This window comes from Pseudoalteromonas obscura, from assembly GCF_030135505.1.
GTDB lineage: Bacteria > Pseudomonadota > Gammaproteobacteria > Enterobacterales > Alteromonadaceae > Pseudoalteromonas > Pseudoalteromonas obscura.
In genome coordinates this window covers 320,014-335,300 of record NZ_JASJUT010000001.1, presented here as the reverse complement: position 1 = coordinate 335,300, position 15,287 = coordinate 320,014, and the positions used below count along the sequence as shown (strand labels likewise).

The following is a 15,287-nucleotide window of genomic DNA, read 5'->3' as shown; positions in this document are numbered from 1 at the left end:
GATATTACTCGTCTAAACTTACTGAAAGGCTACATTTCACTAATTTAATATTATAAAATCCTGTCCAATAGATAATGAGCGCTCTAAACGGGCGATAAACTTACGCGTAATTAGATATTGGCATTTAATAGACAAGCAGATATTGGCCACAGGGCATTGTTTATATTATCTGGCCAACTAATGCGATGAAGGAATTTAAATGACGCAGAAACCGCAAGCTAAACTTTTAGCAGATTACCAGCCACCTAGTCACCAAGTTGAGCACCTTGATCTGACTTTTCATCTATCACCTAAGCAAACAAGAGTCATAGCCAAGTACAGTTTATGCGCAAATAGCGAGCAGTCTTATGTTGAATTAGATGGTATTGACTTGAAGCTTATCTCTCTAAAAGTGAACGGTCAGCCTCACGCTCAATACACTCTGTTGGTTGACGGTATCAGAATAGATTCGGTACCTGCTTCATTTGATCTTGAAATAGAAACAGAAATAGCGCCTGAACTAAATACTTCTCTAGAGGGGTTATACCTCTCTGACGGTGCATACTGTACGCAATGTGAAGCAGAAGGTTTTAGAAAGATCACATACTTCTTTGACAGACCAGACGTACTTGCGACCTATCGAGTTACCGTAATTGGCAGTAAAGATTTTCCATTTTTGCTATCCAATGGAAATCAAGTTGACTCGGGCACTATTGGGGATGACAAACACTTTGTGACATGGGAAGACCCATTTAAAAAGCCATCATACTTGTTTGCTTTAGTCGCGGGAGACTTTGACAAGCTAGAAGACAAGTTTGTCACAAAGAGTGGAAAAGAAGTGAAATTACAGCTCTTTGTTGATAAAGGAAACCTTTCTAAAGCACCACACGCAATGACATCACTACAAAAGTCAATGAAGTGGGATGAAGAGCGTTTTAATTTAGAGTATGACCTTGATATCTATATGATTGTTGCGGTTGATTTTTTCAATATGGGAGCAATGGAGAATAAAGGCCTGAATGTATTCAACAGCGCTTGTGTCTTAGCGAACCAGGAAACTGCAACGGATAGAGACTATCACGTCATTGAATCAATTGTTGGGCACGAGTACTTCCACAACTGGACAGGTAACCGAGTTACATGTCGAGATTGGTTTCAGTTGAGCCTAAAAGAGGGCTTAACAGTTTTTAGAGATCAGGAATTTAGCAGCGATTTGGGGTCAAGAGCACTTAACCGAATTGACGCGGTCAATGCAATGAGGACGCACCAATTTGCCGAAGATGCTGGACCCATGGCACACCCAATACGTCCAGAAAAAGTAATTGAAATGAATAACTTTTACACTGTGACAGTTTACAATAAAGGTGCTGAAGTGATCCGTATGATGCACACGTTATTGGGAGAGCAGGGCTTTCAGCAAGGCATGAGTCTGTATTTTGAGCGACACGATGGTCAAGCGGTCACTTGCGATGATTTTGTGAATGCAATGGCTGATGCGACGAATACAAATTTAAATCAGTTCAAGCTTTGGTATCAACAATTTGGTACGCCTACTTTAAACGTGTCGACAAAATTCCAACCAGAGTCAAAAACTTATGAAATTGAGCTAACACAAACACATGCTAAAAATGACCCGGTCACTGCGCCTTTACATATTCCAGTGGCAATAGAGCTGCTGGATGGGCAAGGGCAGGCAATTGAGTTAAGTAAGGCTGACTTAAAACAGGGCCGTGTTCTTGAGTTAACGCAAGCCAATCAGACTTTCATTTTTGAGAACATTGAAGCAGAGCCGATACCTGTGCTACTTGAGGACTTTTCTGCACCGTGTTTACTAAAATATGATTACTCTTTGTCGCAGCTTAGCCACATCGCCAAATATGCGTCTAGTTACTATGCAAGGTGGGAAGCAATGCAAATTTTGTTTACTCATCAAATACGTTCGTATGTAGAAAGCACAGAACCAACACAGTCTATGACTGAGGAGCTTGCGTCAGTATTAGTTAGTATGTTTGAGAACAAGCCGGCAGATCTAGCTATTCTTGCTGAGTACATTTCAGTGCCTAACTTTGATACTTTATCTGGAGGGTACGACGTTGTGCCTGTAGATGCGCTGTGCAATGCAATAGCACTTCTTGAGCAGCAGGTTGCTCAACTGCTCGAAAAGCATCTTGTGGCATTTTATACCAGCACACATGACAGCGGGGGGTTAAGTTCTAAAGATGTGGCAATACGTGCACTTAAGAATAAATGCCTTTACTATTTGGCATTAACTCAATTTGATGTGACAAGCCATCTGATTGAGCAGGCTAGCTCGACAAATATGACAACTAAATTAGGGGCGTTAAAAAGTGCTTTAAATGCGCAGCACACGCTATCAACAAAGCTAATGGAAGAGTTTGATGCGCAGTGGAGTCACGACCTACTTGTGATGGATAAATGGTTTGCATTACAGGCCACCAATCAGTCTGACAAGTGTATAGATGTTGTGTTGTCACTTTATTCCCACCCTTGTTTTGATAAATCAAATCCAAATAGAGTTCGCTCTTTAGTTGGTTCTTTTGCCAGATCAAACCCAAAGCAGTTCCACAGAGCTGATGGCAGAGGCTATGAACTCTTAGCTGATTTAATTGTAGAGTTAAACGAACTCAACCCACAAAATGCTTCACGAATAATCACGCCGCTATTGTCATATAAAAGGTTTGACCAAAACCGACAGGACAAAATGCGTACCCAATTGGAGCGTTTAGCTGCAATTTCTGACTTAAGTGATGATTTATTTGAGAAAATAGATAGAGCCTTAAACTAATTGATGCAAGAATATTACTTTTTTTTAAGACTTACTTACGAGCAATGTTTAGCCTATTACGAAGGTGACATTGAATATATACAGGTTGTGGAAGATGGCGGGAAGCGAATTCGCTTCCCAGCGACACATATAAGACGGTTTGTATCGAGCATTGGTGTTAGTGGTCGATTTAGATTGCAACTTGACGATAGTAATCGATTTATAGCCCTTGAAAAGGTGACTTGATCGGCAAAAAGGCTTTCAGAGATATAGTATTTTTGTTAATTCGGTTTGTTTTAAACTTAAATTACGTGTTATAACTACTCTGGTAAGACGTCTTACCAAGGTTAAAAGACGGGCTAAAAAGTTAAAAATGCACCGAACGAACGCGTAAAATTTGTAATTTTCGATTTTCGCTTCTATCGTTACGACAACAAAAAACAATAACTTGATTAGATTTACCCGCCATAAGGGGGAGAAATAATGATAAAAAAAGCGCGCTTTACTAAGAACAAGATTATGCTTGGGCTTGGAGCAGCCATTTTTGGAAGTGTTGGCATGCATGCGCACGCCGCGAATTTCCAGGTCGGTGATTTTGAAATAACGTTCGATTCAACGTTTTCATATGGTCAGAGCATCAGGGTAGAAGATAGAGACTTTGGTCATATTGGTAAGAGTAACCATCCAAGGTTTGATTGGACTGGTTATAATGCCTCTACAGGCAACACTTTATACTCTTCTTCTCAAGTTTGGAGTCAGCCTGGTGCATACTCCAACAATGGTGATGCGGGTAATTTAAATTTTGACTCTGGCGATACTTTCTCGCAATTGCTCAAAGGAACCCATGAGTTTGCTATAACTAAAGACAACTACGGTTTCTTCTCTCGCTTCATGTATTTTTATGACTTTGCGATGGAAGACGGCGATTTCGCATATCGCAACCCTGTGTCAGGCCAGCAGGTAGACCCTTGTGCCGATGACGACACGAAAGAGCAAGTTTGTTCGGATGCGCGTCTACTTGATGCATTTGTTTGGGCTGATTTCGATTTAAATGACGGTAATAACCCACTCTCAATTCGCTTAGGCCAACAGGTTATTAACTGGGGTGAAAGTACGTTAATTTCACACGGTATAAACGTTAACCCAGTTGATATAGATCGACTTAAAGCACCTGGTTCAGAGCTAAAAGAGGCGTTTATCCCTGTAGGTATGCTTTGGGCCTCGTTGGGTATTACAGAGAACATTACGCTAGAAGCTTTTTATCAGTATGAATGGCATGAAACGCGCCTGCCTGCGACAGGGAGCTATTTCTCAACAAATGATTTTGCCTCTGCAAATGGTTACGGTCAAAACGTGCAACTTGGTTTTACGTCAAACCCGGATATTGACTTACACCACCTAACTGAAGCATTAAACTCTCTTCAGGCAAATTGGGTTGGTGCACTAGCTGCACAAGGTTTGGATGTTACTGACCAGAGTGTGTTAAACAGCGCAGAAGCGCGACAAATGCTGTCTTCTATGTATCTTGCATACCCAACACGTGTTGCCCTGAAAGGCAAAGGTAATGCAGGTAAAACAGACGCGGACGATAGTGGTCAATTTGGTATTCGCTTAGGTATGTTTGTGCCTGAGTTAAATGATACAGAGATTGCGCTTTATCATATCAATTACCACAGCCGTAGGCCCCTGATTTCAGGTAAAGCTTCTAACTTTACCACTGGCGCAATCATGCAGGACCTTGAGTATATTCAAGGCAATAAGATCACTGAGGACAACATTACTAACCTGAATGCCTTCACTCAGGCTGTGATTGTCTATCCTGAAGATATCAAACTCTATGGTCTGAGCTTTAATACGGCGATTGGCGAAACAGCTTTCTCAGGTGAATTTGCGTACCGCCAAGATGAGCCGCTACAAATTGATGATGTAGAACTTCTTTATGCTGGTATGGTAGAGCAGTTAGCTGCTGCGGGAATTAGAGATGACTTCAGAGGTTTTTCTCAGCTGAGTCAAGGTGACGCAACCGCTTATGTTAAGCCTGGTGAAGTTGCTCAAGGTTACGTACTAAAAGATACCATGCAACTTCAATTTACCGCGACGCATTTATTTGGCCCATCATTAGGCGCTGATAGCTGGGCAGTGGTTGGTGAAGTCGGTGCGGTTACCATTAAAGACATGCCAGCTTACGACGAGCTGCGTCTAAATGTAGCAGGCACGGGCCGAAGTGGCACAATTGAAGGGGTAGAAGGCCGTAACTACGATTTAATTCACCAAGCTGTATCAAATGGTCCAGAAGTAAATCCATTCCCAACAGCTTCTTCTTGGGGTTACCGTCTCATTGCAAAAGGTGAGTATAACAACCTTTTCTCTGGCGTAAACTTTTCACCAAGAGTTGTATTTTCACATGACGTGAATGGTACGACACCAGATCCTATGTTCCTGTTTGTTGAAGATAGAAAGTCAATGGGTCTAAACCTTAACTTTAGTTATCAAAATGCGTGGTCGTTTGATTTAGGGTACAACACTTTCTGGGGCGGTGGCGCAACAAATACGTTCTCAGACCGTGACTTTGTATCATTTAATATTAAGTATTCAATTTAAGGGCTTTCGATATGTTTAGAAAACCTACACTACTCGCAGCATCAATAATGACAATAATGGCTGCTCCGATTGCACTAGCGAAAATGACACCAGAAGAAGTCGCTCGTTTAGGCAAAGATTTATCTCCAATTGGTGCGGAAGTCGCCGGTAACGCAGATGGCACGATCCCATCGTGGACAGGCGGAATTACTAAGCCACCAGCTAACTTTAAACCAGGTATGCACCATCCAGACCCATATGCTGATGATAAAGTTTTGTTTACTATTGATAAGAGTAACCTTGATAAATACAAGGATAACTTGAGCCCTGGGCAAATTGCTCTGTTTGAAACATACCCAGATACATTCAAAATGAATGTTTATCAGACGCGACGCAGTGCTGCATATCCGCAATTTGTTTACGATGCGACCAAGAAGTACGCATCAACAGCAGAGTTAATTGAAGGCGGCAATGGTATTAAAAACACCGCAATTGGCATTCCTTTCCCTATCCCTGAAAATGGATTAGAAGCAATTTGGAACCACCTGTTAAGATACCGTGGTCTGTCAATCGCTCGTAATGGTGGTCAGGCAATGCCAACGGCTTCTGGTTCATACAACATTATCGGTTTTGATGAAAAATTATTAGTAAAGTACTCAGATCCAAGTGCAACGCCAGAAGAGCTGCAAAAGTCTAACGTACTATTTAAGTTTAAGCAGAAAGTAACAGAACCAGCTCGACTAGCTGGTACGGCGCTACTAGTTCATGAAACAATGGACCAAATTTTGACGCCGCGTCAAGCTTGGACCTATAACACGGGACAGCGCCGTGTTCGTCGTGCACCAAATGTTGCATATGATGCACCGGGAACAGCTTCTGATAGCTTACGTACAACAGATGACTTCGATATGTTCAATGGTTCACCAAACCGTTACAACTGGACATTAAAAGGGAAAAAAGAGATGTACATTCCGTACAACAGCTATAAGCTGCACAGTGACTCTCTTAAGTATGAAGACATTTTGAAAGCCGGTCATATCAACCCTGAACATGTTCGCTACGAAAAGCACCGTGTATGGGTTGTCGAGGCAAACCTCAAAGAAGGCACACGTCACATTTATAAAAAGCGTGTTTTCTTTATAGATGAAGATAGCTGGCAGATTCATGTAGCTGATCTGTACGATAATCGTGACCAAATGTATCGCGTAGCGATGGCACACGGTATCAATTACTACGATGTACCAACTCACTGGAGTACACTTGACGTTTATCACGATTTAAACTCTCGTCGTTATCTAGCCATAGGTTTAGACAACGAAGAAAAAATGTATGATTTTACGCAGTCTTTCCAAGACAATGAGTTTACTCAAAGCGCACTTCGTCGAGAGGGAAGACGTTAATATTACGTCTTCTAGGATCAAGTAATTGGTCTTTCTACACTCTATTAAGGTTGGGCTTGCTGTAGCCCAACCTTATCCCCCCAGTCATTCACGACATTTTTTATTTGAGTATTCATAATGATTAAGAAGTTAATTGCAACGTCGATTGCAGTGTTCGTTATGCAAAGTGAAGCTTTTGGCAGCGCCGAAGAAGCGTTGAGAGTTGCACACCCAGAGAAAACCTTGCTAACCGATATAACCTATAGTGGCGATAGATTAGTCGCGGTAGGAAAGCATGGCACCATTGTGTTCAGTGATGACGGTTCGAGTTGGCAACAAGCACACGTACCAATTCAATCTTTATTAACCGCGGTAGATTTTACTACGGCGAAAAGAGGGTGGGCGTGTGGCCATGATGCGTCTATTTTACACACCACAGACGGTGGCGTATCTTGGCAAGTTCAACAATATCTACCAGATCTAGAAAAGCCCTGTTTAGATATTGAGTTTGTTAACGACAATCAAGGCTTTGCAATTGGTGCGTATGGCATGATGTATCAAACTCAAGACGGCGGAAAGAGCTGGAATAAGCGCTTTTTAAATGAGTTTGTTCATCCCGATGATGTCGATTACTTAGCAGAGCTTAAACAAGACGATCCACAAGCATATGAAGATGAAACGCAATTCATACTGCCCCATTTCAATCGCATGCTAATTGATGGTCAAAGTATATACCTCGTTGGTGAGATGGGACTATTTGCTGTAAGTCATGATTTAGGGGCGACCTGGGAAAGGCTGGAGGAGTTCTATTCAGGCTCTTTGTTTGCAGTCAATAAAAACCAACACAGTGGACTGATAGTCGCAGGCCTTCGTGGTAACACCTTTCAATCATTGAGTGATGACATTTCCTTTGCACCAATTAAGGTAGATAAATCGGCGACGATTAACAGCATCGTTGAACATAATAAAAATCAAATAATGTTGGCTAATAGTGGTTTTATCTTCACGGTGACAGGCGACAGAGTTCAAACAAGACAATTGAAGAACGGTAAATCTATTCTCTCTGGAGTGGTACACAACGGCAAACTTGTACTTGCAACAGAAGAAGGCATTCAAAATATCGAGGTTGATCGCTAATGCAGTCTATATTAAATCAACTAGTTTACGTCGTATTCAGACATCGTTTTATGGTTATTGCGCTGTTTGCGCTCACCACCTTATTTTTAGGCTTTAAGTCAACCCAAATCCAATTGGATGCATCCTTCAATAAAAATATTCCTTTAAATCATGACTATATGAAGGTGTATTTGAAGCACGAAAAGCAATTTGGCGGTGCCAATAGTATTTTAATTTCCGTGTGTGATGCGGATGGCGACATATTCAATCCAGAATTTTTCTCGCAATTAAAGGCTGTGCATGATCAGCTTTACTTTATACCCGGCGTTAATCGCCCGCTAGTAAACTCGATATTCGCGCCAAGCGCCCGATTTGTTGAAGTGGTAGAAGATGGCTTCGCGGGTGGGCCAATTATTCCTGCAAACTTTACAGCAGATGAAGCGGGTTTAGCGGTTGTTAAGCAAAATATTGAAAAAGCCAAAGTCGTTGGCCGCATGGTTGCAAGCGATTATTCTTGTGCCATGGTATCGGCTCAGTTAATGGAGACCGACCCACAAACTCAAGAGAAGCTGGACACTTTAGCATTTGCAAAAAAACTTGAGTCAGAGATCAGAGATCCGCTTAGTACAGACAAAGTTTCAATTCATATCATCGGTTTCGCTAAAATGGCTGGGGACATCGCTGATGGCGCCAAAGACGTGGTGTTCTTCTTTGCAATCGCCATTCTTTTTACTTTTATTATGGTTTGGCTGTTCTGTAAGAGCTTTAAGCTTACACTGTTACCAATTGCATGTTCATTGATCGCTGTTGTTTGGCAGCTTGGTCTGTTGTCGGTACTTGGTTTTGGTCTTGACCCAATGTCGATATTAGTGCCATTTTTAGTTTTTGCCATTGGTGTGAGCCACGGCGTACAAATGATTAATGCCATAGGCAAAAAGGTATCTGAAGGTGTTAGTAGTAAAGTCGCAGCAGAGGCGAGTTTCAAAGCACTATTGATCCCGGGTGGTATCGCCTTATTATCAGACACCATTGGGTTTATGACATTACTGGCGATTGATATCGGGATTATACGAGAGCTTGCAATTACAGCCAGCTTAGGTGTTGCGGTAATTATCTTCACCAACTTAATACTGTTGCCTGTTTTGGCCTCTTATTTCAAATCTTCTAAAATGAACCGGGTTGATGACGGGAAGAATGAAGCCAATAGTGTGTTCACTAAGCTGCGAGAGAGCTTGGTTTTAGCGACAGATAAACGGTACGCAAGTGTTATTCTACTCATTTCAGCGGGCTTATTTGCATTTGGTTATTGGCAGTCGAAAGACATGCGCATTGGCGATTTACATGCGGGTGCACCAGCACTTCATGAAGACGCGCGCTATAATTTAGACACCTTCTTGATATCAGATAGATATGAGATCTCATCAGACATTTTAAAAGTGTTGGTAGAGGCATATCCGGCGGCTTGTACTGAACATGATACGATGCAGAGAGTAAGTCGATTCCAGTGGCGAGTAGAAAACCTAGATGGCGTACAATCCGCAGTTTCTTTGAGCTCGGTTGCTCAAGCGGTTAACGCTGGCTACAACGAGGGCAATTTGAAATGGCAAACTTTGCCTAGAAATGGCGCGTCGTTAGTACAGGCTACTTCAAGAGTAGAAACGAGTACGGGTCTACTCAATGGCGATTGCTCCGTAATGCCAATTATCATCTTTATGGATGATCACAAAGCCGAAACCATCGACCACGTCGTGTCTCAAATTAAATTGTTTGCAAACGAAGAGGGAACTGTTCGAGTTAGTTTTAAGCTGGCTTCTGGTCCTATTGGCGTGATGGCAGCAACAAACGAGTCAGTCGCGGCTGCACAATTACCAATGATGATCTATGTTTATGGTGCGGTGATTATTTTGTGTCTGATCAGTTTCAGGAGTATACGCGCAACAGTAGCAGTTGTATTACCTTTGTATATTGTTTCAACACTTGCTCAAGCGCTGATGGTTAAGTTGGAAATTGGACTTACAGTATCCACGCTACCAGTCATAGCACTGGGCGTAGGAATTGGTGTCGATTATGGTATCTATATCCTGTCTTCAATGATGAATCAGCTAAAACAAGGTATGCCTTTATCAGCTGCTTATCGTAACGCGTTGGCTGAGCGAGGCAGTGCTGTATTATTTACGGGTATAACACTGGCGATAGGCGTGAGTACTTGGATTTTCTCTGCATTAAAGTTTCAAGTTGATATGGGGATACTACTGACGTTTATGTTCTTAGTGAATATGCTTGGTGCTGTATTGCTGTTACCTGCGATAGGTACTTTTATCTGGCCTGACCAGAAAAAAAAGTGTGAATAATTGTGCTCTTAAATGGCCTTAATTGGCCATTTATATCTACAATTTGTGAATATATGACCAACTGGCTGAAAAGCCTCAAATGTTTTTGTCAAAAAAGCTTTTTATTAGCGCCAGAAAGGTTAAAATCCTCTGGACTCCACGCTAATAATTGGCTGTACAAATAATCTACCGTTCAAAGGTGGTATAGATTAAGGAACACATAATGACACAAAGTGAAGGTCCAGCATCGGTTATCCTTGATAACGTTTGCAAGTTGATCCAGAAAAAAGTTCATGCCGATAACGTGTCGCTCGTTGAAACATTCGCCAAAGCCTTGTACAGCAACATGTCTAAAGAGGATTTGGCACATCGTAACGACAGCGACCTGTACGGTGCTGCTTTGAGTCTTTGGAATTCTCTCGAAAAGAATACCTCAGACAATGCAGTTATCCGTGTATTCAACCCTGAAGTTGCAAAAGATGGCTGGCAATCGTCTCACACGATTGTAGAAATCATCTCAGATGATAAGCCGTTTTTGGTTGATTCAGTGCGTATGGCGCTTAGCCGTAAGAATATTGCATCGCATTTGCTTTTACACTGTCCTCTCAAAATCAACCGTGACCAAGAAGATAAAATCTCCGCTGTTTCAGGATTAAAAACCGAACAAGAATCTTCATCTACTAAAACTGTTTTCTTTATTGAAATCGATCGTCAAACAGACGAAGCAGTTATTGCTGATTTTACGCAAGAGCTAGAATCAGTGCTCAAAGATGTTACTGTAGCGGTTGAAGATTGGTTGCTAATCCGGGATAAGCTAGTTGCTGTCGGTGCAGACATTCCTAACCGTAAGCACAGCTCTTCTGAGCAAGAGCTCAATGAAGCAGTTGAATTCTTAGATTGGCTAGCTCGTGATAACTTCACATTCATGGGTTACCGTCAATATGACCTTGTTCCAGTTCAAGGTGACTATGAACTTAAGCCGGTTGCAGGCTCAAGTTTAGGCCTAATGAAAAACTCTACTGAAAGCAGCCGCTTGCTATCAGGGTTGCCAGAAGTTGCTCGCCTTGAAGCACGTAGTAAAAACTTATTGATCCTAACAAAAACGAACTCCCAGTCTCGTGTTCATCGCCCAGCTCATATTGACTATGTTGGTATTAAGCGATTTGACGACGAAGGGAACGTTATTGGCGAAGACCGTTTTATAGGTCTGTTCTCATCAAGCTTTTACAATAACAGTGCATCAGATGTTCCAGTGCTTAAGAGCAAAATTGCTCGCATCATGGAGCAATGTGATTTTGCGAAAGGGACGCACGCATACAAAGCTGTTCTCAATATCTTAGAAACGTACCCACGTGACGAGTTAGTGCAAGCTCGTGAATCTGAGTTATTAGATGTAGCTACGGGCGTTTTGCAAACCCAAGAGCGTGACATGTGTCGTCTATTCGTTCGAAGAGATGTCTATGGTCGTTTCTTCTCTTGTATGGTCTATGTGCCGCGTGAGCGATACAACACCGCGCTTCGTCGCGAAACTCAAAAGTTGTTAGGCAATGCCTTTGGGTCTAACGAAAAAGTTGAGTTCACTACATTTTTCTCTGAGTCTACATTAGCAAGAACGCATTACATTGTTCGTGTAGCTGACAACAACATTAAGTACAACGTGAAAGAAATCGAAAATAATTTAGTAGAAGCTGCCCGTACATGGGAAGATAAACTACAAACGGCTTTACTTGCTGGTGAAGGTGAAGCTCGCGGCAACGAATTAAACCGTAAATATGCAACAGCTTTCCCTCGTGCATATAAAGATGAAGTATTGCCAAGTGCTGCTGTCGTTGATATCTCAAAACTTGAGAGATTGAGCGATGAGAACAAACTAGAAATGTTGTTCTACAGACCTCAAGAAGAAGCAAATTCGCAAATTGTTCGTCTGAGCTTATTCCATAAAGATGAGCCAATTCACCTATCTGACGTAATGCCAATGCTAGAAAACTTTGGTTTACGTGTAATCGGCGAAACGCCATATGCTGTTAAGACAAGTGATGGTCAAATCAACTGGATCATGGACTTCTCAATGTTGCTTGACAGCAAGGGACTGGCTGACTTTGATAAAGTATCTGCTCGTTTCCGTGCAGCGCTTATCAACGTTTGGAATAACCGCCTAGAAAACGACGGCTTTAACCGCTTAGTACTAAAAGCGGGCTCTACAGGTCGTGAAGCGTCTATCTTACGTGCATACGCTAAGTATATGCGTCAAATTGGTGTGACTTTCTCACAGTCTTATATTGAAAACACTTTCGAACACTACCCGCATATCGCTAACCAATTGGTTGAGTTGTTTGAGAAGAAATTCTGTCCTCAGAAGAAAGTGGCACAAAAGTCACTTGATAAGCTTGTAGAGAAAATCTATCACGAGCTAGAAAGTGTAGCAAACCTTGATGACGACCGTATCATTCGTCTATACGTTGCAATGATTGATGCGACTTTAAGAACGAACTTCTACCAAAAAGAAGCAGATGGGTCAAACAAGTCATACGTATCATTCAAAATCCAGCCAAGCGCAATTCCAGAAATGCCGTTGCCATTACCAGCGTTTGAAATCTTTGTATACTCTCCACGTATCGAAGGTGTTCACTTGCGCGGTGGCAAGGTTGCTCGTGGTGGTTTACGCTGGTCAGATCGCCGTGAAGACTTCCGTACCGAAGTACTAGGTCTTGTTAAAGCCCAACAGGTTAAGAATACAGTTATCGTGCCTGTGGGTTCTAAAGGCGGCTTCGTTTGTAAACAGCTTCCAAATGACCGAGAAGGTTTCTTCCGTGAAGGTCAAGAGTGCTATAAGATTTTCATCCGTGGTCTGTTAGATATTACTGACAACATCATTCACGGTGATATCGTTCCTCCTGTTGACGTTGTTCGTCACGACGAAGATGACCCGTATTTAGTAGTTGCAGCCGACAAAGGTACAGCAACTTTCTCTGACATCGCAAATGGCATTGCAGAAGAGTATAACTTCTGGCTAGGCGATGCGTTCGCATCAGGTGGTTCTATTGGTTATGACCACAAGAAGATGGGTATCACAGCGAAAGGTGCGTGGGAATCAGTTAAACGTCACTTCCGTGAAATGGATATTGATTGTCAAACAACAGATTTCACTGCGGTTGCAATCGGCGACATGGCTGGTGATGTATTTGGTAACGGTATGTTGCTATCAGAGCACACGCGCTTAGTATCTGCGTTCAACCACATGCACATCTTCATCGATCCGAACCCTGACGCTGCGAGCTCATATAAAGAGCGTGCACGTATGTTTGAATTGCCACGCTCTTCGTGGGAAGACTATGATGCTAGCCTAATTTCTCAAGGCGGTGGTATTTTCTCACGTGCTGCTAAGTCAATCACGCTAACACCAGAAATCAAGAAAATGCTTGGCACTAAGAAAGCAAGCATGACACCAAATGAGTTGATTAAAGCACTTCTCATGATGCCAGTAGACCTATTATGGAATGGTGGTATCGGTACTTACATCAAAGCTGCAAGCGAAAGTGATGCTGATGTAGGTGACAGAGCGAATGATGCGTTACGTATTAATGGTTCAGAGCTCGGTGCTAAGATCTTCGGTGAGGGTGGTAACCTAGGTGCAACGCAACTTGGTCGTATCGAGTTTGCAGCTAAAGGTGGCCGAATCAACACGGACTTTATCGACAACGTTGGTGGTGTTGCGTGTTCAGATAACGAAGTAAACATTAAGATCCTGCTGAATGGTTTAGTTGCAGAAGGTGACTTAACTAAGAAGCAGCGTGACGAATTGCTATATGCAATGACCGACGAAGTGTCTGAGTTGGTATTGGCTGATTGTTACCGTCAAACACATACATTGTCAGTAACTAAGTCGAAAGGTCCAGCGACTCTTAAAGAAAAGATCCGCTTTATTCATGCTCTTGAAAAAGACGGTAAGCTTGATAGAAACATTGAGTTCTTGCCAAGTGATGAAGAGCTAGCAGAGCGCGCGGCGGCAGGTCTTGACCTAACTCGTCCAGAGCTTTCTGTACTGGTTTCTTACTCTAAGATGGTATTAAAAGAAACTTTGGTGGTTGATGAAATCACTGAAAACCCATACTACCGTCAGTTATTAGTGAACTCTTTCCCTGTGCCTCTGCGTGACCGATTCAACGCTGCCATGGATGAGCACCCACTAAGAAAAGAGATCATCGCGACTAAGCTTGCAAACAATATCGTAAACGATATGGGCTTGAACTTCATGATCCGTATGCATGAAGAAACAGGCGCTACGGAAGCTGAAATTGCACTTTGTTATTCAATTGCATGTGCGACATTCCAGATGTCAGAAACATGGGCTGAAATTTCAGCGCTTGATAACAAGATCCCATCAGCTGTACAAACAGAAATGCTGTATCAGTTACGTCGTACAGTTCGCCGCGTTACGCGTTGGTTCTTGCGCCACCGTAACAAAGCACTAAGCATCGAAGAAACAATCGAGTTCTTCGCACCGACATTTGCAGACTTAAGCACTAATCTGACAACTTATATGGTTGAAGAAGAGAGCGCACGTCTTGCTGAGAAGGCCGCTGAGTTAACATCAGAAGGTGTTCCACAAGCATTAGCGGATCGCATTGTATCGCTATCTAGCTTGTTCTCAGTTATGGACTTAGCAGAAGTTGCTAGCAATGCTAAGCGTGATATCTCGGTTGTATCGAATACTTACTTCAAGTTAGGTGCAAACATGGGCTTGCATTGGTTCTTAGACCAAATTACAGCTCAGCCAGTTGCTAACCATTGGCAAGCGCTTGCACGTGCATCATATCGTGAAGAGCTTGATTGGCAGCAGCGTGCGTTGTCTGAGGTAGTATTGAATAGCTTTGAAGGTGATGGTGAAGTTGACTCATTGATTGATCAGTGGATGGATAACCAAGCTTCGTTGTTACACCGCTGGCAGCAAATGTTAGCTGAGTTCAAGACCTCTCAGAACCATGACTTTGCGAAGTTCTCAGTGGCACTAAGAGAATTAATGTTACTCAGCCACAACTGTGACACTTCCAAATAAAAATTAACACGTTAAAATACCCCGGCAATTGCTGGGGTATTTTTTTGCCTCAAACTGTTACC

General features: G+C 42.4%; 7 protein-coding genes. All 7 read left to right on the top strand.

Going from position 1 to position 15,287, the window contains the following annotated elements:
- The first annotated feature begins 199 nt into the window (after window positions 1-199).
- Window positions 200-2,785 carry an aminopeptidase N gene (gene pepN, locus QNM18_RS01460; RefSeq protein WP_284136102.1) on the top strand — a complete coding sequence of 862 codons (2,586 nt, stop codon included), beginning with the start codon at window positions 200-202 and terminating at the stop codon, window positions 2,783-2,785.
- A gap of 3 nt (window positions 2,786-2,788) precedes the next feature.
- Window positions 2,789-3,010, top strand: a complete 222-nt coding sequence (locus QNM18_RS01455) for a DUF2835 family protein (protein WP_023399414.1) — start codon at window positions 2,789-2,791, stop codon at window positions 3,008-3,010.
- A gap of 237 nt (window positions 3,011-3,247) precedes the next feature.
- Complete coding sequence (locus QNM18_RS01450) at window positions 3,248-5,365, top strand: DUF1302 domain-containing protein (protein ID WP_211012303.1); 2,118 nt, start codon at window positions 3,248-3,250, stop codon at window positions 5,363-5,365.
- An 11-nt stretch (window positions 5,366-5,376) separates the two neighbouring features.
- On the top strand, window positions 5,377-6,744 hold the full coding sequence (locus QNM18_RS01445; protein ID WP_211012302.1) for a DUF1329 domain-containing protein: 1,368 nt from the start codon (window positions 5,377-5,379) through the stop codon (window positions 6,742-6,744).
- 120 nt (window positions 6,745-6,864) lie between these two features.
- Window positions 6,865-7,860 (top strand): WD40/YVTN/BNR-like repeat-containing protein, encoded by a 996-nt coding sequence (locus QNM18_RS01440; protein ID WP_417714768.1) that lies wholly within the window; start codon window positions 6,865-6,867, stop codon window positions 7,858-7,860.
- Window positions 7,860-10,190 (top strand): efflux RND transporter permease subunit, encoded by a 2,331-nt coding sequence (locus QNM18_RS01435; protein WP_284136100.1) that lies wholly within the window; start codon window positions 7,860-7,862, stop codon window positions 10,188-10,190. Before QNM18_RS01440 ends, QNM18_RS01435 begins: the two co-directional genes overlap by 1 nt.
- Before the next feature lie 202 nt (window positions 10,191-10,392).
- On the top strand, window positions 10,393-15,225 hold the full coding sequence (locus tag QNM18_RS01430) for an NAD-glutamate dehydrogenase (protein WP_211012299.1): 4,833 nt from the start codon (window positions 10,393-10,395) through the stop codon (window positions 15,223-15,225).
- Window positions 15,226-15,287: the final 62 nt, after the last annotated feature.

Excerpts from the sequence above, each read along its gene's own strand:
- QNM18_RS01455 (WP_023399414.1), top strand. The coding sequence starts at position 2,789 with ATGCAAGAATATTACTTTTTTTTAAGACTTACTTACGAGCAATGTTTA.
- QNM18_RS01430 (WP_211012299.1), top strand. The coding sequence starts at position 10,393 with ATGACACAAAGTGAAGGTCCAGCATCGGTTATCCTTGATAACGTTTGC.
- pepN (WP_284136102.1), top strand. The coding sequence starts at position 200 with ATGACGCAGAAACCGCAAGCTAAACTTTTAGCAGATTACCAGCCACCT.
- QNM18_RS01445 (WP_211012302.1), top strand. The coding sequence starts at position 5,377 with ATGTTTAGAAAACCTACACTACTCGCAGCATCAATAATGACAATAATG.
- QNM18_RS01450 (WP_211012303.1), top strand. The coding sequence starts at position 3,248 with ATGATAAAAAAAGCGCGCTTTACTAAGAACAAGATTATGCTTGGGCTT.
- QNM18_RS01435 (WP_284136100.1), top strand. The coding sequence starts at position 7,860 with ATGCAGTCTATATTAAATCAACTAGTTTACGTCGTATTCAGACATCGT.